Source organism: Chitinophaga sp. SVR4-12A, from assembly GCF_056754765.1.
Map to the genome: position 1 here is coordinate 6,126,886 of NZ_JBPGWP010000001.1, position 26,343 is coordinate 6,153,228.

Genomic DNA, 26,343 nt, shown 5'->3' on the forward strand with positions numbered 1-26,343 from the left:
TACAAATTTATTATGCATTCCGGCTATTTTCTTAGCACGATCCTGAAGGTGGTACCCTTTGTCAGCTCGGAGGATTTCACATATAAACGGCCTTTGTGATAATCTTCAATAATACGTTTGGCCAGTGAAAGGCCCAGCCCCCAGCCCCTTTTTTTGGTACTGAAGCCAGGCTTGAACACTTTCTCGTAATAGGCTTTAGGGATCCCCTTTCCCGTATCAGCAATATCTACAATAATATCTGCCGGATGACTTTCTATATAAACATCGATGGCGCCTTTGCCTTCCATGGCGTCGAGGGCGTTCTTCAGCAGGTTTTCCACTACCCAGTCGAACAGGGGAGGGGAGATCATCGCCGGGATATCTGTATCCCTGGCGTGAACAGTAAATACCACTTTCTGGGGCGCCCTTTTGCGAATGTAGGTCACCATGTGCTGGATCTGTTCCACCAGGTTCTTTTCTTCCAGCTTGGGCACGCTGCCGATCTTGGAAAAGCGGTCGGTGATCAGTTTAAGGCGGTCTACATCCTTGCCCAGTTCTGTTACCATGTTGGTATTATCCGGGTTATCCTTTAAGATCTCCAGCCAGGCCTCTATGGAGGAGAGGGGAGTGCCGAGCTGATGAGCGGTCTCTTTGGCCAGTCCTACCCATACCAGGTTTTGGGTGGCCCGGTTGGTGGAGGAAAGGGCAAACAGCACCACGCCGATGAAGAGGGTCACCACCAGCAGCTGGATATAGGGGTAGTACCGCACCTGTTTCAGGATGAGGGAGTCACCATAATATATATAATTATAGATCTTCTGTTTGGCGTCCACCTCCATGATAAAGGGAGGGTGTTTCTTTTTAAAGATGTTCAGCTGTTCCTGCAGGTATTTGGGGTTGCTGGCAATTTTGGCAGTATCCAGGTTGCGGCTGTCTTTGATCTCGCCGAATTCATTGGTCAGGATCAGTGGGATGGTGGTATTGGTCGTCACTATTTCTACGGCCAGGTTCAGGTTGGCATCTGGGGAGGCTTGCAACAGTTCGCGGTTAGCCTCCACCCATGTCGCCACTTTTTTAGTCTCTTCTTCCTGTATGCGCTGGGACAAACTGCTCACAAACCAGATGGTGGCTACAATGATGACCACCGCCATGGAAACCAGTACGAACTTCCAGCCTATGTATTGTTTAAACATTTACGCCTAAGTTAATATTTTAAGTCCATAGTCCGGAGCCGACGGTCCATGGCACGGTTCCTGCGTTGTGCTGGCGGCCTGTCCCCGTAGCAGGGAGTATGGACTATGCGCCATGGACTATGGACTTTTACGCTATATTTGCTACGCAAAAATATTTATCACGCATAAACGAAATATCTTTTGTCGGTATTGCCATCGGTAGCTGTCGTTATTTTAAACTGGAATGGAAAAAGCTTCCTGGAGAAGTTCCTGCCTTCGGTATGCAAGTCTACTTATGGTAATTTACAGCTATATGTGGCGGACAATGCATCTACAGACGATAGTGTTGCTTTTACAAGAACACAGTTTCCGCAGATAAAGATCATCCAGAACCCCTCCAACAACGGTTTTGCGGGTGGGTACAATGAGGCCCTGCAGCAGGTGCACGCGGATATCTATGTATTGCTGAACCAGGACGTGGAAGTAGAGCCGGACTGGATAGAGCCTGTCATCGCCATGATGGAGCGGCAGCCGGATATTGTTGCCTGCCAGCCCAAGCTGAGGGCCTACGCCGACCCGGAAGAATTTGAATACGCAGGCGCCGCCGGCGGGTGGATGGATATCCTGGGATATACCTTTTGCCGGGGCCGTATCCTCTACACCACAGAGAAGGACACCGGCCAGTATGATGATGCCCAGGATGTTTTCTGGGCTACCGGTGCTGCGCTCTTCATCCGTTCCAGCTGTTTCCATGAGGTAGGAGGCTTTGATGCCGACTTCTTTGCGCATATGGAAGAGGTGGACCTCTGCTGGCGCCTCCAGCGTGCGGGCTACCGCATTGCCTACTGCCCGGATTCCCGGGTGTATCACGTGGGCGGAGGCAGCCTGCCACAAGGCAATCCACGCAAATTGTACCTCAACTTCCGGAACAACCTGATGATGTTATGGAAGAACCTGCATCCCGCAGACCGCTGGATCATCCTGGCGCAGCGGTTCTTTCTTGACGTGCTGGCAGGGGTGAAAAGCCTGGTGGCCGGTAAGCCGAAGGATATGGCGGCTATTTTCCGGGCCTATCGTGATTATTTACGCTGGAAAAAACGTTACGATCCAAGTGGCGATACACTGCCGCGGAAGAAACTGCTGCATATGAAAGGCGTGTTCCATGGTATTATGATCTGGCGTTACTATTTTCTGGGGCGTAAAAAATTCTCTGAATTAGAGCGCTGAATGCTTAAAGCAGAGCACTTAACGCATAATACAATAGCGTTCAGCGTTCTGCATAGTGCTTTCAGCTTTTTATAAATATTGCTTTGATTATTATCTGACATAATGTAAGTTTGCAACGCGAAAAGAAAAAATCTATGGAACAAAACACGATAGAAAATAAGAGAGACTTTTCCAGCAACTGGGTATCCTCTTCCCGTTTCCTGTTTTATGTGTATGTATTTTGTGCACTGGCTTTTGTGTTAGGTGGTTGCTACAACCTGTACAAACATCGTTATAAAGGAAAGCCCGAAGTAGCTGTGCCCGAAAGCACCCTTTATAATCCTAAGTATAAATAATTTGGATATTTCGGACACTTTCTTATTTTTGCAGTCCGAAATCAAAAAAGATAGTTCTTATCAGCGGAAGTAGCTCATTTGGTAGAGCACGACCTTGCCAAGGTCGGGGTGGCCGGTTCGAGCCCGGTCTTCCGCTCAGCATAGAAAAAGGCCTTACAAGGGCCTTTTTTCATTTATACCATTCTGTACTGCAGACAGTTCGTTATCCTGCTTTTACCCTTTTAAGATAAGCAGACGGCGGTATGCCGAATTGCGCTTTAAAACATTTACTGAAATAGAAAGGATCGTTCATACCCACTTTATAAGTCACTTCTGATACCGTATAATCTCCCGTGTTTAATAGTGTCGCCGCCTGCTTCAATCTCACCAGCCGGATATATTCATTGGGCGAATAACCGGTAAGGCCTTTTACCTTCTTATAGAATAAAGTTCTTCCCAGCTTAACGGCTGCCGCAAATTCATCTACAGAGAACTGCGTATTGTCCAGGTTCTTTTCGATAATAAAGTGTAGTCTGTCCAGGAACTTGCGGTCTGCTTCATTCTCTGCGATGTTCACTTCAAAGAAGCCCGGATCATTGGAGAAACGTTTCCTGATCTTTTCTCTTTGTTCGATGATGCGAATGATATTTGTGAGCAGGAAGCGTGTGCTGAAAGGTTTGGGTATATAAGCATCTGCGCCTGCGTCTATGCCCTGCAGCTGATGTTCTCCGGAAGAGAGCGCAGTAAGCAGCACTACCGGAATATGACAGGTCTGGAATTCTGCACGGATGCGGCGGGTGATGTCAAAGCCGTTCATCTCCGGCAGCATCACATCGCACACCACCAGGTCGGGCGCCAGCTCAATAGCCTGTGCCAAACCATCGCGGCCGTTGTTGGCCGTATGTACATGGAAATAGTGGCCCAGCTGTTCTGCCAGGTAATCGCAGATATCGGGATTGTCTTCAATGACGAGGATCTTGTAACGGGAAGAGGGCTCCGGTAGTTCCAGTCCGTCTGCATCTGCGATGTAGGCGGATGAAACATTAGTGGTATGGGTACTTGTGCCGCTGAGGGCTTCCGGCGTGGCCAGCTCCTCTGCCGGGTATACATCACGGGAGAGCGGCAGATTGATGATGAAGGTAACGCCTGCACCGGGATTGTTCTGGAAACTGATGTTGCCATGATGCAGCTCTACCAGTTCTTTGGTTAGTGATAATCCTATGCCCGTTCCCGTAGGAGAGAAGCTTAGCTGTGTAAAGCGCTGGAAGATCTGTTCCCGTTTGCTTTCCGGAATGGCAATGCCAGAGTCGGATACCTGGATCTGCAGCGTACCAGCGCTTTCATCTATCACGGCGCGTATGGTAATGTTGCCGTTGGCGGGCGTGAATTTATGGGCGTTGGACAACAGGTTGTACAACATCTTATCCAGTTTATTATCATCCAGCCACATGGTATACTCGGGCAGGTTACTGGAAAACTGCAGACGGATCTGCTTCTGTTCAGCGAGATCATTGAAGCTGTCGCAGAGTTCCTGCAGGAGGGAGATGACTTCCACTTCGCGCAACTGTAATTTCATGCGCTGATGCTGGATCTTGCGGAAGTCCAGCAGCTGGTCGGCCAGGCGCATCAGGCGTTGTACATTCTTCTGCATGATGTGAAGATGCCTGCCGGTATGCAGTGCGCCCTGGCGGCTGCCCAGCAGGTTTTCCATCGCGCTGACGATCAGCGAAAGCGGAGTGCGGAATTCGTGAGATACATTGGTGAAGAAGTTCAGCTTATATTCTGTAAGCTCTTTTTCCAGTGCAACGGCGTGCTGTAAGCGGAAGATACGCTTCCGTACAAAGGTGATGGCCGCGATTAATCCCGTGATCACGCAGAAGTACAATATAAAGGCAGGCGTGGAGCGCCAGAAAGACGGCAGCACCGTGATATGTATGGTGGCTTCCTGTTTACTCCAGCTGCCGTCGTTGTTAGTGCCTTTTACCCGGAAGGTGTATTCGCCGGGAGGCAGGTTACGGTAGGTAGCTACGTTATAGCCGGCTGGCGGGTTCCATTCGTCCTCATAATTCTCCAGTATATAGGTGTATTTATTCTGTTGCGGATTGCGATAGGCCAGTGTGGCAAATTCGATGCTGAACACTTTTTGGTTGGGCTCCAGGGTGATCGTTTGCGCGGTATTCAGCGCCTGCTGTTGGCGGCTGCTACGCTTCAGCGGGTTACCGGCAATACTGAAGCCGGTGAGCACTACCGGTGCGTCGCGGCTGTCTGTACGCATCAGTGCGGGATGACAGCTGTAGAAGCCATCCAGGCTGCCCCAGAGGTGCTGGCCATTCTTTCTTTTACAGCAGGCTGCTTCTGCAAAGAGATTGCCGAGGGTGGTATTGGAAAAATAAAAGATCTCAAAAGTGTTCTTGTCGGGATTAAAACGGGTGAGACCATTCTCTGTGCTGATCCACAGGTCGCCCTGCTCATCTTCCAGCATACCGTTTACAATATCATGCGAAAGTCCCTGCTGGGTAGTAAAGGTTTCAAAGCAGGCGGCATGGTTCCTGCCTGCTGGAACAAAGCGGCTGATACCGCCGCCGGAAGTACCTGCCCAGATACGGCCTTTATGATCCTCGCAGAGCACCTTGATCACATTGCTGGTAAGGCCATTGGGCTGGCCGGGATCGGAGCGGTACAGGGTGAATGCACTACCGTTCTGCAGCAGCGCATCCGGCTTGAAGGTCAGCAGGCCATTGTTGGTGCCCGCCCATATATTGCCGTTGCGGTCCTGCTGCATACAGCGTATATCCTTTAAAGTTTCATGTGTGCCGAAAAAGTTGCGGAATGATATATGATGACCACCACCGTAAACAGCGAGGTTCATGCCTCCACCGAAAGTACCGATCCACATGCGCTGCTGGCGGTCTTGCAGGATGGTGTACACCTGGTTATTTTTACTGGTGCCGGGAACGGGTTCCGGCAGCTCAAAATGGCGGGCTGGTAGCTGTAGTGAATCCAGGTGTGTGATATATAATCCCTGACCTTTAGCGCCCAGCCAGATGTACCCTCTGTTGTCTTCCTGTATGCAATATATATTCGGACTTTCTCCATGGAAGAGATGATGGAGGGAACGTATCTTTTCCAGTTTACGATTGTACAGGTACAGTGCGCCATTCTTGGTGGCTACCCAGATATTACCGCGGCTGTCCTCGAAGAGTGTTTTTACAATATTGGCGCTGTATGGCCGGGGATTTTGGATATCCGGATAGATATGCGATATGGAGAATGATTGCGGTACCAGTTTGTTAAGCCCCGTATGTTCTGCGCCTACCCATATCAAGCCGGAGCGGTCTGCCAGTACGCTTAAGAGATAATTAGAGCTCAGGCCATTGGCATTATCTCCGTTATGGCTGAAATGCTGCAGTGTATCCCTGAGGCGATTATAGCAATACAGGCCGCCGCCATAGGTGGTGAGCCAGGTATTCTCTTTATTGTCGGTTTGGATGCTGAGGCGATCATCATCCACCTGGTGCATCACCTCTTTAGACACAAGGGTAAAGCGGCGTGATTGCTGTCTGCGTATATCATAATACCATACAACGCCCGAGTGGTTGTTGATCCAGATGCCCTTTGCTGCGCCGGTTATTACATCTGTGCGACCGCTTATGTTCTCTTTAAAGATGGTGTGTGCGGATTGTACCTGGCCGCTTTTCAACTGCAGTATCCAGGCGCCCGACTGTTGCGTACCCAGCAGCAGTTGTTCATGATTGAGAAGGGCGCCGCTGCTGAGTTGCAATGAACGGTCCATAGCCAGCCTGCTGAACTGCTGATGCTGCAGGTGATAGGTGAATACGCCATTATTGCGCGTAATAAAATAAAGCCGGCCATTGGCAGGCAGCGCCTGTATGAAGTCATGTTGGGCCCTTTCCTTGTAAGCGGCTGTAATACTACCGTCTGATCTCAGGCGGTAGAGCCCATTGGCCGTACCTATCCATAGATTGCGGACAGCATCCTGGAACATAAAATTTACCTGGTTTCCCGCCGGGAGATCATAATGTCGCGTAATGAAGGCGCCTTTCTCCCGCCGGATGCGCAGGCATCCGCTTTGTCGGCCATATAGCCAGGTATCGCCGGAGGAAGTCTCAAACCATTGTTCGTAGGTCAGCTGTTCATTGCCCTTACCGTATTCGATAAAATCTTCCCTTACCGGGTCAAAGCAGTGAAAACGCCCTTCAAAGGTTTTCACCCAGATGAAGCCGTGGCGGTCCTCATGCAGTTCCCGGATACGGGTATCGCTGATGGAATGAGGGTTCCCGTACTCGGGCCGGTATATCACAAACTTTTTCCCATCATAGCGGTTCAGGCCATTCAGGGTACCGATCCAGATGAAACCTTTTTTGTCCTGCAGGAGGCAGCGCACCGTGTTCTGGGAAAGTCCGTCGCGCGTGGTAAGTTGTTCCAGGCATATGTTATTATTCAGGCGTGCGGGCACAGTAGGTTCGCTGTTGGCAATGGCAGCTGTGAAGGGTAATAACAGGAATGCGCAGCTGCAAATGTTGGATAGACATTTGGGTAATATCATAACGGAATCTATAATAAGGCTACCTGAATATGCTATTAATTAAGCGGAAATGCATCCCATGCTTTCCTAGTGGGCAAGCTGCTGCGTACATTTTTACAGCATAAAGTCAATTTCTCCATGTTGCCGGCTGCTGTTTCCTGTCATCTTTACACTTTTAACGACGGGCTTATGCGGAAGACACTTTTTATATTATGTACGACAGTCATTTGTGCATGGCAGGTTTTTGCACAGGCAGGCGATTATCAGCAAGGTTTTAACAGGGAAGGCAACATTTTCCATTTTACCACCACAGCGGCAAAAGTGCAGCTGGAATTCTGTACACCCTCCCTGTTCAGGGTAAGGATGGGCCGTAATGGCAGCTTTACGCCCAATGAGCCCTGGATGGTAGTACAATATCAATGGAGCCAGGTACCTGTACAGGTATCTGAAACAGCAGATCAGTTCCGGCTGCAGACACAGGACCTTCGTATCCTCATACAGAAAAAACCTTTTGCCATCGATGTGTGGAGCGCTGATGGAAAATTGCTGTCGGCTGAATCCGGAAAGGCAGGTAACGGCGCATTTTTAACAGCCGATACGGTAGCCTGCCGTAAGACGCTGCAAGCGGATGAGCATTTCTTTGGGTTCGGGGAGCGGATGGATTTCCTGGACAGACGTGGTAAAAAAGTAAAGCTGGACGTAGGGCGCGGCGCAGGCATGCCGCATATCACGGGGGCTTACAATATACTGGCCGCTAATTACAGCCCCGTGCCCTTTTTTATGAGCACGCGCGGCTATGGTATTTTCCTGCACACCCCTGTTGCTTCCTCCTGGGATATGGGCCAGGGCCTCGCGGACCAATATAGTTTCAGCGCGCATGAAAGCAATGGTGAGCTGGACTACTATTTTATTTATGGTCCCCGTTTTGCCGAAATACTGGAACAGTACACCAGCCTTACGGGGCGCTCTCCCCTGATGCCTTTGTTCGCTATGGGATTACACATAGGCACTTACAGCGGCGGTACCTGGGGGCATGAGAGTGAAACTTCAGATGCCTATGTACTGGCGCTGGCCCGACGTTTCCGCGAGCTGGGTATACCGGTGGATATTCTCTTCCTGGATTCTACCTGGCGGCTCTTTGGCAAGAACGGCGGCAAAGGCGCTACCAGTTATGAATGGCGGGAAACCTTCCGCAATCCGCGTGCAATGATGGATAGCCTCTATGCCCTCCATTTTAATATGGTAGGCTTGCATATCAGGCCGCGGCTGGACAACGGACTGCATAACCGGATACTGGATAGCGCCGCTGCGCTCGGATATACTTACCCCGAAGCCAACGGCCCGGGAGAATTTGTGAACTTTTTTGATACTGCAGCGGTGAACTGGTGGTGGCAACATGCCGCCATGAAAGTGGCTGGTATCGGTGCCCGTTTCTTTAAAACAGATGAAGGCAGTGCATTTGGTCACCTGGCGAATGAAAGTAACAAGACTGGTCCCACAGATGCCAAAGCGCGGCAGCTGCACAATATATTTCCTATCGCATATGCCAAAGCTGCGTACGAAAAGTTTGCACAATACAATGGCATCCGCGGCATGAACCACACACGTGAAGGTTATGCAGGCATCCAGCGTTATCCCTTCATTTTTGCAGGCGACTGGCCCAGCGAATGGCAATATTTTGAACCGGTGATACGCGGAGGCCTGAACATTGGCCTTTCAGGGGTAGGTTATTGGGCGCATTGCATGGGCGGTTTTGAACATCCGGCAGATCCGGAGCTGTATATACGCTGGTGCCAGTTCGGGATGCTGAGCCCTGTGGCGATGTTATTCGGAATGGATCACCCGGGATATAAAGAGCCCTGGAACTATGGAAAAGAAGCGCTGGATATTTTTATTCAATATGCCCGTTTACGCTACCAGCTGATGCCTTACCTGTACCAGCATGCTTACGAAATGTACGCTACCGGTATGCCATTGATGCGCGCATTGGTACTGGAATACCACGATGATCCGAATGTGTACAATATCACTGATCAATACCTGCTGGGCAGCAGCATCATGGTTTGCCCGGTAACGCAGAAGGGCGCCGCCACACGGGTGGTATACCTGCCGGAAGGCGGCTGGATAGATTACTGGACGGGGAAACGCTATGAAGGCAAACAATACCTGAATGTGCTGACGCCCCTGGATAAAATGCCGCTGTTCATCAAAGCTGGTAGCATCATTCCCACACAACCCGTATTGCAATATACCGGAGAGAAAACGATAGATACCCTTACGCTGGACATTTACGCCGGTGGCGATGGTGCTTGCCGCTTATATGAAGATGATGGTAAGAGCCTGCAGTACCAGCAGGGACAATTTTCTATTACAAACATCAGTAGTAAAACGACGCCAGGAGAAATAAGCATTCACCTGCTGCCTGCCAGTGGCAAATATCGCAGTGCGCTGAAGGCTTACCAGCTGAAAGTACACATGCCTGCCCGGCCTTCGGCCGTGATCACTGCTAATAACAGCCGCTGGGATTATGACGTCGCATCGCAGGTATTGCACATTGCGGGCATACCCGCGGGGCGGGAAAATCGTGTGACTGTCAGATTTTCCATGTAATTGTATGATCCTCCATTGCTGCAGGACTTGCCTGCCGGTAATTTAGGCGATGAGTTTATGCAGATGGAGCATCCATATAACCAGCAGGAAAATATGAAGCGCATTGCGAAGCTGAAAAGGCTGGAGCGGCTATTGATACTGGCCTTCGTCCTTGTTTGTGCCCTATTAACCTATTTTCTGACAACCGGATAAATATTAAACTATGGATCGGATAAGCAGCCAAGGCCTGTGCCGTTTATTATTCCTTTGCTGTTTGCTGACAGCTGCAGCGGATGTTGTACGCGCCCAGCAACCGGCTTCAACGGAAGCTGTATTAAGGAAGATCGCCAACCGTATTGTGCAAAGCACGCCTTACCAGTTCATTGACCCCAATACACAGCAAACCTATCACAACCTGGCCGGTGTGCCCTTCTCTATGGACATGAAGGTAAAAAGCCAGTATAACGACTGGCATTATACCAACGGGCTTTTGCAGATCGCGATGATGGAGCTGTCAGACCAGCTGAAGGATACACAGTATCTCCGTTATGTGCAGCGTAATATGGAATTTGTATTTGACTCCGCCAACCTTTCTTATTTCCGCAGGCAATACAATACCTGTATGCAGCGACCTGACGGGGACGAAAAGGCGCGCCGGTATTCCTGGCATATGTTCTTCCGGATGGTACGCCTGGATGATTGTGGCGTGATAGGCGCCAGCCTTATTGACCTGTACCGCCGTGACAAACGGGCTGCCTATAAAGCGTATGTCGATAAAATAGCGGCGCATCTGCTGCAGCGCGAGCCCCGTTTGAAAGATGGTACCATTGCACGTTTATGGCCGCATGAAATGACGATATGGGCAGACGACCTGTATATGAGCGTGTGCTTCCTGGCACGTATGGGCCGTTTGACCGGCGACCGGCGCTACTTTGATGATGCCGCCAAACAGGTGATCCAGTTCAGCCGCTATCTATGGGATGCTGAGAAGCAGCTGTATTACCATTGTTATCATTCCGATGTACAGCAGCATGGTGTGGCTTACTGGTCGAGAGCAAACGGTTGGGTGATGATGGCGCAGGCCGATCTGTTGTCGGTACTACCGGCTACTCATCCGCAACGGGCAGCACTGCTGAAGATCTTTCAACAGCAGGCGGCGGGCATTGTACGTTACCAGGGACCATCGGGCCTGTGGCGCCAGCTGCTTGATAAAGCAGACGCTTATGAGGAAGTAACGGGAACGGCTATGTTCACTTATGCCCTGGCTACCGGTGTTAAACAGGGATGGTTGCATCGCGACTATGCCTATGCTGCGGAGCAGGGCTGGAAAGGAATATTGACCAGGATCAGTGAAACGGGAGATGTCAGCGGTATCTGCACTGGCACCGGTATTATGCCTTCGCTGGTATTTTATTATAACAGGCCCGTAGAAACTAATACCCCTATGGGAGAAGCGCCGGTATTACGGGCAGGCATCGCTATGATGGACTTGCAACCCTTCAGGGACCCGCCGGCGCATTTGCAATATCCACGTATTCGCTCGGGGAATTAATTAGTAATTAAGAATTAATAATAGATTCCACATGAAAAATGATACAAACCGTTACCGGCGGCCAATCTTCCTTTGGCTGTTATGTTTAGTATTTGCATTACAACATCTTCCCGGCTATGCCTTCCAGGACAAGGGACGTATAGCTGGCCGCGTTACAGACCAGCTGGATCATACCCCGCTGCCCGGCGTAAATGTGCGCATAAAGGGCGGCAATAAAGGAACTGTCACAGATGGAGCGGGGCAGTTCTTTGTTCCTGCCAAATTAGGTGATGTGCTGGTGTTCACCTATGTCGGCTACGAAAGTAAAGAAGTAACACTAACAGGCGCTGGGGAGCTCTCTGTGAGCATGAGCAAAGGCAACCAGGACCTGAATGAAGTACTGGTAGTAGGTTATGGTACACAGAAGAAAGCCAATGTTACCGGTGCTATTGCCACCTTGAATGCACAACACCTGGATGAGCGTCCTATTGCGCGGGTAGACCAGGCGCTGGTAGGACAGATGGCCGGTGTGCAGGTAAAGCAGATCAGCGGCGCACCGGGTAAGGGTTTCCAGATAAAGGTAAGAGGCACAGGTTCTATCAATGCAGGCACTGAACCGCTTTATGTAATAGACGGTTTCCCGCTGGATGTTTCCAGCGCCAGTGCCAGCGGCGGCTTTGCCCAGGGCTCTGCACTGGATAATATCAACCCCAATGATATTGCTGCTATACAGGTATTGAAAGATGCATCTGCAGCCGCTATCTACGGTTCGCGTGCGGCGAATGGTGTGGTGATCATTACTACTAAATCAGGTAAGTCAGGTAAGAACCGGATGGAGTTCAACACCTATGTAGGCTGGCAGGAAACGGTGAAGAAGCTGGATATGCTTTCCGCAGAAGACTGGATAGACCGTACGCGGGAGATCATTGATTATAACTATGTAAATCCTGCCCTGGGCAGATTGGCCACTGATAACCCTGCAGTAAGGAAACAAAAGCTGGGAGGATTTGATTTTAACAAAATTTATGATGAACGTTGGTATCAGCCAGGGCATCCGGGATTACGGTATGTAGACTGGCAGGATGAGCTGTTTCGTAAAGGCATGGTGCAAAGCTACCAGCTGGCGGCTTCCGGGGGAACGGATAAGGTGACCTACCGCATCTCCGGCGATTACCTGAACCAGGATGGAATCGTTATCTATACCGGGTATAAAAGATATGCTTTCCGCTCGAATGTAAACCTGAAGGTAAATGAGCGCATTAACCTGGGACTGAACATCGCGCCTTCTTACAGCGTGGTGACTGATCCCGGTGCAGAGGGAAAAGACCAGCAGCTGCATAAAGCGCTGAGCGCTACGCCTGTTGTAGAAGAAAGCGTAGGCCTGGAAACCGGTGTAGTGCCCAACCCCCGTTATGCCTGGGCCAGTTCTACCGTAAGCCCGGTAGCCGTGCTGCGTGAGCAGATGGGAGAGGAGCGCACCTTGCGCACACTGGGCAGCATCTATGGAGATTACAAGCTGCTGGATGGACTGGTATTCAAAAGCACGCTGAACCTGGATAATGCAGATTATCGCCGTAAAGCTTTTTCGCCCAGTGTGATCAGAAACGGCAACCCGGGAACAGGCTCTTCCCGCACTTACCGTAAGACCACCCTGGTAAATGAAAATACCTTATCCTATAACAAGCGTTTAGGCCATCACGATATAGCGGCGGTGGCTGGTTATTCTTTCAATCAAACCAATTTCGAGGAAGCCAGGATAGGCGGTTCCAATTTCAGCACGGATGATATTTATACCCTGAATGGCGCTACTACCCTGACACTGTCAGATACTTACACACGGGAAACCAAGAATGTGCTGATCTCTTATTTTGGCAGGCTGCAATATGGTTTCCGAGATAAATACCTCTTGTCTGCTTCGCTGCGCAGGGACGGTTCTTCCCGCTTTGGCGCCAATACCAAATGGGGCATCTTCCCGGCAGTATCTGCTGGATGGCGGGTACTGGAAGAGCCGTTCATGAAAGCGCTGCCCAATGTAAGCGAATTGAAATTGCGCGCCAGCTGGGGCGTGTCTGGTAATAACAACATTGGCGACTTCAGCCAGACTGCCCTGCTGGAATTCTCCAATTATGTGCTGGGCACCGGAGAAGGTGCACTGGTAAAAGGGCAGAAGCCATCCAACATCCCGAATCCTGACCTGGGCTGGGAGAAATCAGAGACGATAGATGCGGGGCTTGACCTGGGGTTGTTTGATAACCGCATCTTTGCTTCTTTCGATTATTACCGCAAGCTGAACACGGACCTGTTATTGAGCGTGCCTGTGGCAGCTGTTACAGGTTTTAATACGGCTATCACCAACATTGGTAAGGTAGAGAACAAAGGATGGGAACTGGAGCTTTCCACCCGCAACCTTAGCGGCGCATTGGAGTGGAGCACAAACCTGAATCTCAGTCATAATACCAATAAAGTGCTGCAGCTGGGACCGAATAACACGCCGATCATATTCGGCAATTTTGATAACATGGGGCATCATATCACTACTGTTGGCCAGCCCATTGGCGCTTTCTATGTAATAGAGACCATCGGCGTGCTGAAGACAGCAGGGGAAGCAGCTTCCAGTCCTATTATTGCCGGTGAGGAAGCAGGCGATCCAAAATACCGGGATGCGAACAACGATAAGGTGATCGATGTAAAGGATGCGGTGATATCTGGTCAGCCGGATCCTACCTATGTTTGGGGCATCACCAATAATTTCAGCTATAAAGGTGTTGACCTCAGCTTCCTGTTCCAGGGGCAGTGGGGCAATAAGATCTACTCCACATTTGGACGGGCGATAGATCGAATGGGCAGCGGCATTGTAGATAACTCACTGGGCATCTGGCGTGACCGCTGGCGTTCTGAAGCAGATCCTGGTAATGGTATTGTGCCGAAGGCCTGGCCTATTAAATACGGGCGGCTAAAGGATTCTCGCTGGCTGTACAATGCCAGTTACTGGCGATTGAGAACGGTTACGCTGGGATATAACCTGTCGAAGGTATTGAAACATATCCCGGGTGTGAATGGCGGCAGGATCTATGTATCTGCTGAAAACGTATGGGGGAAAGATCATTATACCGGTGGCTTTAACCCCGAAGCCATCAATGATTCCGGCGACGACTACGGCGCTTTCCCACTGGCAAAATCATTCATCTTAGGTGTTAACATTTCATTCTGATCGTATGCAAGAGAAAAAAGCTACAAGCTGTCAGTTGCAAGCCACGAGCTGGATGCTGCTGATCATCATAATACTAAGCAGCTGCACCAGCAAGCTGGATGTAAAGCCGATCTCTGATCCCAGCGTGGCGAACTTTTATCGTAACCAGCAGGATTTTGAGCAGGCGGTGAATGGTGCGTATAACGGGCTTTCCTCTTATCCCACCCGTCATTTATTTTTATCGGAGATCCGGTCTGATAATATGTATGTGCCCGGGGATGGCGGCACCTACGATTGGAACCCGGTGAATAATTTTACAGTGAACTCTTCCAATAACCTGATGGCCAGCGCCTGGAATGATTGTTATAATACCATCATGCGTTGTAATGCAGTATTGGAGCATATCAATGAAGAGAAAGTACCAGGTGAAGCTATCCGTAATCAATTGAGCGGTGAGGCAAAGTTTATCCGTGCGCTGATGTATTTTGACCTGGTGCGCTTCTTTGGCGCCGTGCCGAAGATTACAAAGCCGGTAGGAGCTACGGAGGCACAGGAGATAGGCCGATCTCCGGTACGGGAGATCTATGAGCTGATTATTGCCGACCTGGAAGCTGCCCGGGAGCTGTTGCCGGATTCCTATAGTGGTGCAAGTAAAGGTCGGGCTACCAGCTATGCGGCTAAAGGGTTACTGGCCCGCGTATACCTTACGCGTTCAGGACCGGTGCTGCTGGAAAAAGGTCCGGTGTTGAATTCCAATGAGTATGTAAAAGCGCGTGATCTGCTGAAAGAGATCATGAATAGTGGTAAGTATGCTTTCATTAATAATTATGCACAGATCTTCAGTTATGATAATGAGAATAATTCAGAGTCAGTATTTGAAGTGCAGTTTAAAAGCGGAGGCACGGGTACAGGCACGGTGATACCCGCTGAAATGCTGCCTGCGAGCTATATGCGTGCGAATAAGATACCGGTAGCAGGCGGTAATGATTTTAAGTTCGTATCTAATGATCTGTTGCAAAGCTATCCTGCAGGTGATCTGCGTTTAGCGTTTAATGTGATACAGGGCTTTACAGATGAGAATGGCAATTTTGTAAACCAGTATTATTTTAAGAAGTTTCTTGATCCTAAACGCTATGGCGTAGACTTGCGGGATTGGGGCATTAACCAGCCTGTGCTGCGGTATACAGATGTGTTGATGATGTATGCGGAGACACTGCTGCATACGGGTGGTAGCCAGGCGGAGGTGGATAGTATTGTGAACATGGTTCGTACGCGTGCGGGATTGCCCGGCCTTAGCGGTGTAAACGCAGATACATTGCTGGAAGAACGGCGGCGCGAGTTTGCAGCTGAAGGACTGCGTTGGCATGACCTGGTGCGTACGGGTAAGGTGGTGACGGTAATGAATGCATGGATAGCGAAGGAGGATGAAAGGCATGTGATGAAGCCGATGCAGAACGCGTATATTTTGTACCCGGTTCCGCAGGCGGAGATGAATATTAAGCCGGGATTGTATGAGCAGAATGAAGGATATTGATTGAAGGACTGTTATTATGAGGAGCATGTGGAGAACGCGCGGGGTCTTCCCTGCCTGTCATTGCCAACATGCGGGTCTTCCCACACCGTGGGATGAAGACCCTTGCTTCGTTGCCCGAATGACGGGGAAGAAGCCCTTAACTTGAATGACGGGGAAGGGAGACCCTTACTTACCAATTAATTTGTATTTTAAACGGACCACTTATGAAAAGACGAACCTTTATTACTGGCCTGGGCGCTTCCCTCATATACGGGAAACTCACTGCTGCCATGGCGCGAAGCGAAGACCCGGTGTCTGAGTTCGCCAGGCACCTGCAGCCGGTAGGGCGGGCGCTGGAGATGAAAGATTATTACGTATGGTGCAATAGCCCGATAGAAGGCCCTGATGGAAAGATCCACGTTTTCTTTTCCCGCTGGCCTGCGGCACGCGGTATGGGGGGCTGGATCAACTGTTCTGAGATCGCGCATGCGGTGGCGCCTGACCCGGAATCGCCTTTTGAGTATGTAGATACTGTATTGTCGCCGAGAGGACCAGGCTACTGGGACGCTACTACCTGTCATAATCCGCATATACAAAAGCTGAATGGCCGTTATCATCTCTTTTATATGGGCAATTCCAATGGCAAGACAAATACTAAACGTATAGGCCTGGCGGTGGCTGACTCGCTGTATGGCCCGTGGTCGCGCAGTGATCAGCCGATACTGGAGGCCGGTGAGCCCGGCGACTGGGATGACCATTGTACCACTAATCCGTCACTGGTGGTACATCCTAATGGTGAATACTGGCTGTACTATAAATCCTGGAATACGGCGGAATATGAGCAGGCAACGGGGCCTATCAGGGGTAATCGTAAGTATGGGCTGGCTATCGCGCAAAAGCCCGAAGGGCCTTATCGCAAATATGCACAGAACCCGCTGATAGATTTTTCGAAACTGGGAGATAACAAGCAGCTGGAAGATGCATTTGCCTGGTATGACAACGGCCGTTTTAACATGCTGGCCAGGGATATGGGGGTGTATAATCAAAAGGTGGGATTGTACATGGAAGCAAAGGATGGATTGAAATGGTCTTTTCCTGCAATTGCTTATTACGATGTACCGCATTATATACAGGAGCCTGTTCCTGCGCCACATCTGAAAAGATATGGCAGGTTTGAAAGGCCGCAGCTCCTGATGCACGAAAGAAAGCCTGCCTATCTTTTTACTGCCGCACAGGGCGGTCAGTATATGACTGCTTCTGCTTTTATATTCAGGATAAAATCATGATACCATGCGTATGTACAGGAAAGGATTACTGACCGGATGTTTACTGACCGCCTGCCTGATGGCTAAGAGTCAGTTGCATTGGCCGCGTGTTACAAAGGAAGCACAACCCTGGACGCGCTGGTGGTGGCTGGGCAATGCGGTTGACAGCGCTAACCTGTCCTACAGCCTGCAGCAATTCCGGCAGGCGGGTATAGGTGGTGTAGAAATAACACCGATCTATGGCGCAAAAGGTTTTGAAAAGCAGTTTATCAACTTTTTATCGCCGCGTTGGATGCATATGCTGGGCTATACCATTAGCGAAGGGAAGCGCCTTGGCATTACCGTGGACATGAACACAGGTACCGGCTGGCCCTTTGGTGGGCCCGGCATTCCCCTGAAAGATGCAGCAGGCAAAGTATATTTCAGGGAGTTCACATTGCAGGGTGGAGAATCGCTCAAAGCGCCGGTGCGTTATGAAGGCCGTAGCCAGCAACCGGCTCCTTTGCAGGCATTGATGGCTTATGGACCGGGTAATCAGAAACTAAATCTTACGAATAAAGTAGATGGGGAAGGTTCATTGCGCTGGACAGCGCCTCCAGGCAGGTGGCAGTTAGTTGCGCTCTTTAATGGCAAGACAGGGCAGAAAGTAAAAAGAGCTTCGCCCGGGGGTGAAGGATGGGTAATGGATCATTTTTCAAAGCGCGTGGTTAGCGGGTATCTGCAGGGCTTTGCAAAGGCATTTGCACAAACACATACACCGGCGCCGCATGCTTTCTTTAATGACTCTTATGAGGTGTTTGGCGCTGACTGGTCTGCTGATCTGCTGCAGGAGTTTGCCAAACGCCGGGGATACCGGCTGGAAGATTACCTGCCTGCATTCCTGGGACAGGGTGATCCTGATACGGTACGGCGGGTAGTGAATGATTATCGCCTTACGCAGTCTGATATGCTGCTGGAGAATTTCACGCATAACTGGGTGAACTGGGCGCATCAGATGGGAAGCACTACCCGCAACCAGGCACACGGTTCGCCGGCTAATTTGCTGGACCTGTATGCAGCAGTAGATGTGCCGGAATGTGAATCGTTTGGTACTACACATTTCGATATACCGGGATTACGTGTGGACAGTAATGAGATCCGGCATACGGAATCTAATCCGATGATGCTGCGCTTTGCAGCTTCGGCGGCGCATGTTACCGGGAAGAAGTATGTATCTGCAGAGAGCTTTACCTGGCTGACAGAGCATTTTAAAACGGCTTTGTCGCAATGTAAGCCCGAGCTGGATAACCTCTTGTTGTCTGGTGTGAACCACGTGTTGTTCCATGGTACGCCATATTCTCCGAAAGATGCACCCTGGCCCGGTTGGTTGTTCTATGCTTCCGTGGAGTTCTCACCGGCGAATACTTTCTGGCGTTACATGCCAGCTTTCTGTGGTTATATTACGCGGGTACAGTCCTTTTTGCAGGATGGGCAGGCAGATAATAACGTGTTGTTATATTGGCCAGTGTATGATGTGTGGCAGTCGCCGATGGAAAACCAGTATTACCAGTTTGTGATCGGTAAGACTTCGGAGTGGATGAAGCCTTTTCCTTTTTATGATGCGGCTACAGCGCTGGTGAATAAAGGGTATGGGGTTGATTTTATATCGGATAGGCAATTGCAGCAAACCAAAGTGAATAAAGGGCAGATACAAACGACCGGGAATCATTATAAAACCATTGTGGTACCTGCTTGTAAGTATATTCCGCTGGAAACGATGCAACAGCTGGTAAATCTTGGTAAAGCGGGTGCTAGGGTGATATTCCTGGAACGTATGCCGGAAGATGTGCCGGGGCTTTATCAATTAAAGCAACGCAGGCAGGCCTTTGAACAGTTAAAGCAATCAGCTAAAGGCAGTACCATCACAGCTAATACAGCGGAGGAAGCAATGTCTCTGGCGAAAATATCAAGAGAGCCGATGGTGGATGAAGGATTGCGTTACGTACGCCGCAGGCACGGGGCAGGTTACTATTATTTTATTGCCAATCAGCAGGCAAGAGATATAGATGGATGGATAGCATTGGGGACTGCTGCACGATCTGCTGCCTTGTTTGATGCATATACCGGGCATAGCGGAGTGGCGCATACCAGGCAACAGGAGGGGCATACGGCCGTGTACGTACAGCTAAAGGCGGGTGAATCGGTGATCATAAAAACGGATACTGCAAAGGAATTACAGGGCACTGCGTGGGCTTACAGGCAGTCAGTAGGAGCGCCGCAGACCATTAACGGGAAATGGGAGCTGTCGTTTACGGATGGCGTGCCAGCTATTGACCGGAGGTTTACATTGGATAGTTTACAATCATGGACATTGTTGCCGGATAGTGCGGCTAAAATATATGCAGGTGCTGTGAGGTATCGTATCAGTTTTGATAAGCCGTCTGATGCGGCGGATCACTGGGAGTTAGATCTGGGAACGGTGCGGGAAAGCGCGGTAGTGCGTTTGAATGGGCATATAGTGGATACTTTGTGGGCATTGCCTTTTAGCACCCGTATAGGGAAGTTTTTGAAGGAAGGTAAGAATGAGCTGGAAGTGGACGTGATCAATTTACCGGCTAACAGGATAGCAGATTATGACAGGAAAGGGAAGGAGTGGCAGATCTTTTATGAGATCAATTTTGTGAACGTGTTTTACAAGCCGTTTTCGGCAAAGGAATGGCCGCCGGTAGCATCAGGGTTGTTAGGACCGGTAAGGTTGAGGAAGTTGAAGGGAATGTGAGGTTGACCGCGGGAAGTAAGGGCCTCCTATCCGTCATACAAAGTAGGGGCTTCCTATCCCGTCATACAAAGCAAGGGCTTCCTATCCCGTCATACAAAGTAAGGGCTTCCAGCGCCGTCACACAAAGTGAGGGCTTCCTATCCCGTCATACAAAGCAAGGGCCTCCAGCGCCGTCATACAAAGTAAGGGCTTCCTATCCCGTCATACAAAGCAAGGGCCTCCAGCGCCGTCATTGCGAGGAACAGCAGGGGAAATGAGGGTGGGGTGACGAAGCAATCTTTTAACGTAATATTCGCGGGTTATGCACGAGATTGTGAAAAGATTGCTTCGTCGCCCCGCGCACAAAAGGCTTTATTGCTCCTCGCAATGACGGCGGCTGAAGACCCGGTTGCTCGAGACCCGCAGCTCTGCAATGACGGCGAGGGAGGCCGGCAGCCCTGCAATGACGGCGAGGAGACCTGCAGCTCCCAGCAATAAGGGGAGGTGAAAATAAAAAGCCCGCTGGCAATTGCCGCGGGCTTTCGTTTATCCACTCGTAACGTGCTAAATGTGTTCTTAACGTGTTAAATGTACTTGTCGTGTTAAATGTACTTAACGTATTAAATGTACTTGTCGTGTTAAATGTAGTACCGGGGCTAGACAACCCCGGTGATTGCATTATTCATATTTAAACTAAAACCTGTGTTGATAACGATCTCAGTAATTAAATCCTTTGCGTTTGAACATCCAGAGATTGCGCCAGCCGTCGCCTTGTTGAGCGAGGGTGAGCTCGTTCTGGTTCAGCGTTACCACTACGTAGGTGATACCGGCGCCATAGCTGATGTCTGAGCCTAATATTTTGATCGTCTTGTTTAAAGTGTCTAGTACAAACAATCCTTTTGTAGTGCCTTTGGGCGTTACCTTGGTAAAGTTGGCGGCGCCTTTCAGGTCAAGGATCATTTCGTCGTTGGCTACTCCCCAGCCGGTGACATCGGCGGGGGTGGGCTTCCACCACTCAGGAGCCGTAGCGCCGCCGGAGCCGTTGCCGTAGGGCGCGCCGCCGGGCGTATCCATAGCCCATACCCAGGTTTTTCCCTGATCGCCGTTGGTAAGCAGGTTCCACATCGGGCTGCTGAAATACTGGGGATCGTTCTCTGTTACCGTGATCTTGGCGGAATCTTGTACGGGGCCGCCGCCAGCGTAGGCAGTGAACTTGATATAGTAGGTACCTGCAAAGGGGATGTTGATAGTATCTTTTGCTTTGTTGGAAATGCCCGTGCCATAGTCCCAAAAGGGAATTACGCCTTTTGTTTTATTCTCCAGGTAGACCACGTTGTCATAACCCTGTTTCTGGGTAACGGAGAATGAGAGCTCGGATGACTGCATCGGCTGAGGCAGATCGTCGCGGTCTTCTCTTGGATCGCAGGCTGCCAGTGCACAAAGCGCGAGGCAGGAGGTCAATATATGTTTTATGTTTGATTTCATTACGTGTTGTTTTTGCTTGGTCATTATTGATTCCATCCATCATTCTGTTTCAGGGTACCATTGGAGAGGTTCAGCTCCTGCTGTGGTATCTGGAACAGTCCTTTTGTTTCAGGCCTGAAGTTTACTTTGAATTGCGGGTCAGGGTTATTGTCGCTGATGGCTTGCTGGGCCACCGGAATGCCCTGGCGCAGCAGGTCCCAGTAACGATGGCCTTCCAGTGCCAGCTCACAACGACGTTCGTCCATGATCAGCTTTTTGCCCGCAGCGCCGGCTGACAGCGTTCTGCGGTGTGTCTGATCCAGGAAGGCACGGTCGCGCACCATGTCGTAATAGCGCTGCGCTTTACCCAGATCGCCATCCAGGTTCAGCTCTGCACCCATCAGCAATACATCGGCAAAGCGGATAACTACATAGTCGTAAAAGTTATCTATCTGGAAATTGCCGTTATGATCTTCTGCTTTCATATCTACCATAGGCATATACTTTTTCCACATAAAGTTGGTCTTCTGCGGGTATGTTTTGGTATAGCTGAGGTTTTCCCCGGCAACAGAGATAATAGAGCCTGCACGGCGGGTATCGCCTACTTCATAGGCTTCCCACAATTTCGGGTTTACCGGTCCTGCGCCCCATCCCATGTAGTAAGGGCCTACTGCGCCATCACGGAAGCCGATCATTACCTGCATGCGGTTGCCATCGTGTTTGTCCCAGTTGCCCAGCCCTTTCCAGGTAAACTTGATGGCAAATACGGTTTCCTTATTATCCTCGCCAACAAAGCGGGAGAGTGAGGCCTGCCAAAGGCGGGGGAAGGAATCTACGAGGCCGTAACCACTGGCGTTGATCACGTCATCGATGTAAGTGCGTACATCCTGTTTGGTAACAACGCCGGGAATGTCTGCCTGGCCGTAGTAGCCGGTGTAATACAGGAACACTCTTCCCAGTAATGCCTCAGCCGCCCATTTTGTTACGCGGCCGTATTCTGCACTGGGAATGGCATTGTAGGGTGTATTAGCCAGGTTGTCTGCAGCAAAGCGCAGATCGCCGGCGATGAGTTTGTATACGTCTTCCGGTTTGGCCTGGGGAACGTTGTATTCGCCGGGCACTAATGGTGTTGTTACCAGGGGCACATTACCGAACATGCGCACCAGGTCGAAATAGAAATAGGCGCGGAGAAAACGTGCTTCTGCCTCATAGCGGGTTTTCAGGGCAGCGTTACTTCCCCAGTTCACGCCTTCCAGTTTGGACAGCAGGATGTTGGCCCTGTAAATCCCTGTGTAATACTTGGTCCAGTTACCGAGATTGGTATTGTTATCGTTCTCGAAACGGTCCCACCTCTTCCAGGCAATATCTGTTTCGCTACCACCACCGAAGCAATCGTCGCTGGCTATTTCAGATACTAACTGTATGTTATCATAGTCGCCGTACTGCAGCTCGTCATAAGCTGCTACCAAGCCTTCAAGGGCATCCTGCGGCGTTTTGTAAAAGGTTTCTTCCACCTTCCGGTCTATCGGCTCCCTGTCGAGGAAGCTTTTTGTACAGGAGAGCGCGGTGGTTAATATGATGGCGGATACAATGATCTTCTTCATCCCGAAATAATTTGATGTGTTGCGTAATTGTTTATGATCAGAACTTCGCATTTAACCCTACAATGAATGTACGGGGCTGCGGATAGGTACCTACGTCTATACCGGAAGCCCAGCTAACCGGACCGTAGCCTATCTCAGGATCCATGCCTTTGTATTTGGTAAACGTGAACAGGTTGGTGCCCGAAACGTACAGGCGTAGCTGTTGCAGGGGCACATTACGCAGTAATATCTTTTTGAAGTCGTAACCCAGGTTAATGCTTCTTACCCGCAGGAAAGAGGCATCATGCACAAACAGGTCGGAAGAGCGGCTCCAGTTTTGGTTAAGGTCATCGTTGAGGGTCACGCGGGGCAGCCTGTTGGAAGTGCCTTCGCCGTGCCAGCGGCCCAGTATTTCGGTAGAATAATTGCTTAAAGGTGATCCGAAATCACGGGCGCCATCGTGCACCTGGTTGCCGCTTACACCGTACAGCGATACTCCCAGATCGAAACCTTTATAGCCCAGGTTCAGGTTCAGGCCATAGGTGAAGTCGGGATTAGGTTTGCCGATCATGGTCTTGTCGCGGCTGTCGATCACACCGTCGCCATTCAGGTCTACGAAGCGTACATCGCCGGGGAGGGCGTTCGGCTGTATCATCCCGCCGTTCTTGTCACGGTAGTTTTGTACTTCTGCTTCGTTCTGGAAGATTCCGGCTGTTTTCAGACCGTAGAAATAACCGATGGGATAGCCAACCTGTGCCCTGTATATTTCATCGATCGCAACGAATGTAACGTTCGCATCGCCTACGATGATCTTTTCAGCATTGGGAATGTTGGTTACTTTATTGTCATTCTTCGCCAGGTTCGCATTGATGCCAACGCTAAGATCACCGAAGGTATGGTTATAGCCCAGTGACAGCTCTATACCTTTGTTGGTAACGTCGCCACCGTTCACATAAGGCGCCGGCGCACCGCCGATAGCGGGTATGGGCACGATCAGGATCCAGTCTTTCGTGGTTTTGTGGTACCAGTCGAAATTGATGCTGAAGTCTTTGAACACATTTGCGTCGAAACCAATGTTCAGCTGTTCGGATGTTTCCCATTTCAGGTTGGGGTTAGGGATCCTGTCAGGAGAAGAGCCGGTGAACAGGGTCTCGTCGCCGCCAAAATAGTAGTCCTTGTTCAGGGAACTGATGGTAGCCATATAGGCAAAGCGGTCTTGCGGTATGTTACCGTTGCGTCCCCAGCTGGCGCGTACTTTCAGGAAGTCGAGCCAGTTGGTTTTCATGAACTGCTCATTACTGGCCACCCAGCCTGCGGAGAGAGACGGGAAATTACCGAAGCGGTTATTGCCGCCAAAGCGGGAAGAACCGTCGCGGCGGAAGATGGCAGTGAACAGGTATTTATCATCATAGCTGTAGTTCACACGGCCAAAGTAGGAGAGCAGCGCAGATTCGTTGCGGTTGCCGAAAATGTTCTGTGTGCTCGCGTTGGTACCGTTGTCTATGATAGCATGATCCAGGTCCGGTATGGTGAGGTCTTCCTTGTAGCCGTTCACGTACCAGGTATTGTCTTCCCAGGCAGTGGTACCCAGCAGCACGGTGGCGTTGTGCTTACCGAAGGCGTGCTGGTAGGAGATGGTATTATCCCAGTTCCAGGCGGTGTAACGGTTAAAGCCCATGGTGGCGCGTGAGTGCAGGTTGGAGATATTGGCGGAAAGATTGTATACCGGTAGGAAGCTATTGTTGGTGGTGTTGTTCAGGTCCAGCCCGAAATCACTACGCAGTGTCAGTCCTTTGATGGGCGCCAGCTCCAGGTAAACGTTGCCGAGGATGCGGTCTGTTTTGGTCTTGTTCTGGTTCTGGTAATCCATCAGCGCTACAGGGTTGGCTTCGTTGGTATTGAAGGTAGACCTGGCATAAGCGCCGGTAGAATCATATATCGGGTACAGCGGGTTGGCGTTCAGCGCAGCGCGCATAGTATTGCTGTAGATATTACCTACGCCTACTCCTCTTTTGTTGGAAAGCGTATAGGTAAAATTCTGGCCGAATTTCAGGACATCCTTGTAAACGTTATGGGAGGAGCTCATCCTGAAAGAGACCCTGTTGTACTGTGATTGATCTTTCAACCCGAGCGTACCATCCTGTTTCATGAAGGAGATCGAGGAAGAATATACTGAACGGTCATTGCCGCCGGAGATGTTCAGTGTATGGCTTTGCGTAGGCGCGTTCTTGTTATACAGCGCTTCCTGCCAGTCGGTACCTTTGCCAAGGCTGTTGATCTCGCTTACCGGGATCCTGGGCGCCTGGCCGGAGTTGATATAGGCTTCGTTCATAATGATGGCGTATTCCTGCGCATTGAGCACGGGCAGTTTGCGGGCCGGGTTCTGGATGCCATAGAAACCATCATAGGAGATCTGCGTTTTGCCTTTGGTGCCTTTCTTGGTGGTGATGAACACCACGCCGTTCGCAGCCCTTGTACCGTAGATAGCCAGGGAAGCAGCGTCTTTCACCACATCCATGCTGGCCACATCTGCCGAGTTCAGGTAGCCGATATCATTGGTGGGCACGCCATCCACTACAAACAGCGGATCTGCGTTGCCGATAGTACCGGTACCGCGCATACGGATCTTCGGGCTTTCACCGGGTTGGGCAGACATGGAAGTTACCTGTACGCCGGGGATCTGGCCCTGTAAGGCCTGGTCTACACGCAGGGTATGGTTCTCTTCCAGGCTGGCGCCTTTTACCTGGCCGATAGCGCCGGTGGTAAGACGTTTCTTAGCGGTGCCGAAGCCCACTACCACTACTTCATCCAGACCGGTGGTGGCGTCTTGCAGTGCAATGCTGATGGTGGACTGACCATTTACCTGGAATGCTTGTTTCGTGAAGCCGATGAGTGACACCTCAATGACGTCCGTATCTGTTACCTGCAGGGAAAATTTACCGGAGGCATCGGTGAGCATACCGGTAGTAGAGCCTTTGATCACCACGGCGGCGCCGGGTAAAGGGCTGTTGTCTTTTGCAGATGTAACAGTACTGGAAAGGTTGTGCTTGTTTGCCTGGGCGGCGGCGCTGTTCATGGCCAATAGCGGAGCCAGGAACAGGAGGCCATAGGTAGCCCATGCGAATAGTTTTTTGTACGCGTTTTGCATGTGAAATTTGTTTGTCTACGAGTTGATTTTGTTGGACAGGTCTTAGTTATAGTATTTTCATATTTGTCGTGGCACGTTTACAGGG

13 protein-coding genes and 1 tRNA gene are annotated in these 26,343 nt (G+C 50.5%); 9 read left to right on the plus strand and 5 right to left on the minus strand.

The window, feature by feature from the left end:
- Nucleotides 1–23: 23 nt before the first annotated feature.
- On the minus strand, nucleotides 24–1,172 hold the full coding sequence (locus ACR9Y8_RS24895; RefSeq protein ID WP_481215961.1) for a sensor histidine kinase: 1,149 nt from the start codon (nucleotides 1,170–1,172) through the stop codon (nucleotides 24–26).
- 180 nt (nucleotides 1,173–1,352) lie between these two features.
- Here ACR9Y8_RS24895 and ACR9Y8_RS24900 point away from each other — a divergent pair, with 180 nt between their 5' ends.
- The 3 genes from ACR9Y8_RS24900 to ACR9Y8_RS24910 all read left to right on the plus strand — a co-directional run bounded on the left by ACR9Y8_RS24900 (nucleotide 1,353) and on the right by ACR9Y8_RS24910 (nucleotide 2,849).
- Nucleotides 1,353–2,378, plus strand: coding sequence for a glycosyltransferase family 2 protein (locus ACR9Y8_RS24900; protein WP_481215962.1), 1,026 nt, complete (start codon nucleotides 1,353–1,355; stop codon nucleotides 2,376–2,378).
- Between the two features lie 134 nt (nucleotides 2,379–2,512).
- Complete coding sequence (locus ACR9Y8_RS24905; protein WP_481215963.1) at nucleotides 2,513–2,713, plus strand: hypothetical protein; 201 nt, start codon at nucleotides 2,513–2,515, stop codon at nucleotides 2,711–2,713.
- A gap of 63 nt (nucleotides 2,714–2,776) precedes the next feature.
- Nucleotides 2,777–2,849, plus strand: a tRNA-Gly gene (locus ACR9Y8_RS24910).
- A 66-nt stretch (nucleotides 2,850–2,915) separates the two neighbouring features.
- Here the strand turns inward: ACR9Y8_RS24910 and ACR9Y8_RS24915 are convergent.
- Nucleotides 2,916–7,259 (minus strand): hybrid sensor histidine kinase/response regulator, encoded by a 4,344-nt coding sequence (locus tag ACR9Y8_RS24915; protein WP_481215964.1) that lies wholly within the window; start codon nucleotides 7,257–7,259, stop codon nucleotides 2,916–2,918.
- A gap of 168 nt (nucleotides 7,260–7,427) precedes the next feature.
- Between ACR9Y8_RS24915 and ACR9Y8_RS24920 the strand changes: the two genes are divergently transcribed.
- The 6 genes from ACR9Y8_RS24920 (at nucleotide 7,428) to ACR9Y8_RS24945 (ending at nucleotide 20,084) form a co-directional block, all read left to right on the plus strand.
- Complete coding sequence (locus ACR9Y8_RS24920; RefSeq protein ID WP_481215965.1) at nucleotides 7,428–9,848, plus strand: glycoside hydrolase family 31 protein; 2,421 nt, start codon at nucleotides 7,428–7,430, stop codon at nucleotides 9,846–9,848.
- 202 nt (nucleotides 9,849–10,050) lie between these two features.
- A complete protein-coding gene (locus tag ACR9Y8_RS24925; RefSeq protein ID WP_481215966.1) occupies nucleotides 10,051–11,379 on the plus strand; it encodes a glycoside hydrolase family 88/105 protein in 1,329 nt (442 codons plus the stop codon).
- Nucleotides 11,380–11,410: 31 nt separating this feature from the next.
- The gene (locus ACR9Y8_RS24930) at nucleotides 11,411–14,569 is read left to right on the plus strand and encodes a SusC/RagA family TonB-linked outer membrane protein (protein WP_481215967.1); all 3,159 of its coding nucleotides are present in this window, start codon (nucleotides 11,411–11,413) and stop codon (nucleotides 14,567–14,569) included.
- A 4-nt stretch (nucleotides 14,570–14,573) separates the two neighbouring features.
- Nucleotides 14,574–16,082: a RagB/SusD family nutrient uptake outer membrane protein gene (locus tag ACR9Y8_RS24935; RefSeq protein ID WP_481215968.1), complete on the plus strand. Its 1,509-nt coding sequence runs from the start codon at nucleotides 14,574–14,576 to the stop codon at nucleotides 16,080–16,082.
- 203 nt (nucleotides 16,083–16,285) lie between these two features.
- Nucleotides 16,286–17,347: a glycoside hydrolase family protein gene (locus tag ACR9Y8_RS24940; RefSeq protein ID WP_481215969.1), complete on the plus strand. Its 1,062-nt coding sequence runs from the start codon at nucleotides 16,286–16,288 to the stop codon at nucleotides 17,345–17,347.
- 4 nt (nucleotides 17,348–17,351) lie between these two features.
- The gene (locus tag ACR9Y8_RS24945; protein WP_481215970.1) at nucleotides 17,352–20,084 is read left to right on the plus strand and encodes a glycosyl hydrolase; all 2,733 of its coding nucleotides are present in this window, start codon (nucleotides 17,352–17,354) and stop codon (nucleotides 20,082–20,084) included.
- A 696-nt stretch (nucleotides 20,085–20,780) separates the two neighbouring features.
- Here the strand turns inward: ACR9Y8_RS24945 and ACR9Y8_RS24950 are convergent.
- The 3 genes from ACR9Y8_RS24950 to ACR9Y8_RS24960 are packed head-to-tail and all read right to left on the minus strand — an operon-like array spanning nucleotide 20,781 to nucleotide 26,258.
- The gene (locus ACR9Y8_RS24950) at nucleotides 20,781–21,548 is read right to left on the minus strand and encodes a hypothetical protein (protein ID WP_481215971.1); all 768 of its coding nucleotides are present in this window, start codon (nucleotides 21,546–21,548) and stop codon (nucleotides 20,781–20,783) included.
- A gap of 23 nt (nucleotides 21,549–21,571) precedes the next feature.
- Complete coding sequence (locus ACR9Y8_RS24955) at nucleotides 21,572–23,131, minus strand: RagB/SusD family nutrient uptake outer membrane protein (RefSeq protein WP_481215972.1); 1,560 nt, start codon at nucleotides 23,129–23,131, stop codon at nucleotides 21,572–21,574.
- A gap of 37 nt (nucleotides 23,132–23,168) precedes the next feature.
- Nucleotides 23,169–26,258 carry a SusC/RagA family TonB-linked outer membrane protein gene (locus tag ACR9Y8_RS24960; RefSeq protein WP_481215973.1) on the minus strand — a complete coding sequence of 1,030 codons (3,090 nt, stop codon included), beginning with the start codon at nucleotides 26,256–26,258 and terminating at the stop codon, nucleotides 23,169–23,171.
- Nucleotides 26,259–26,343: the final 85 nt, after the last annotated feature.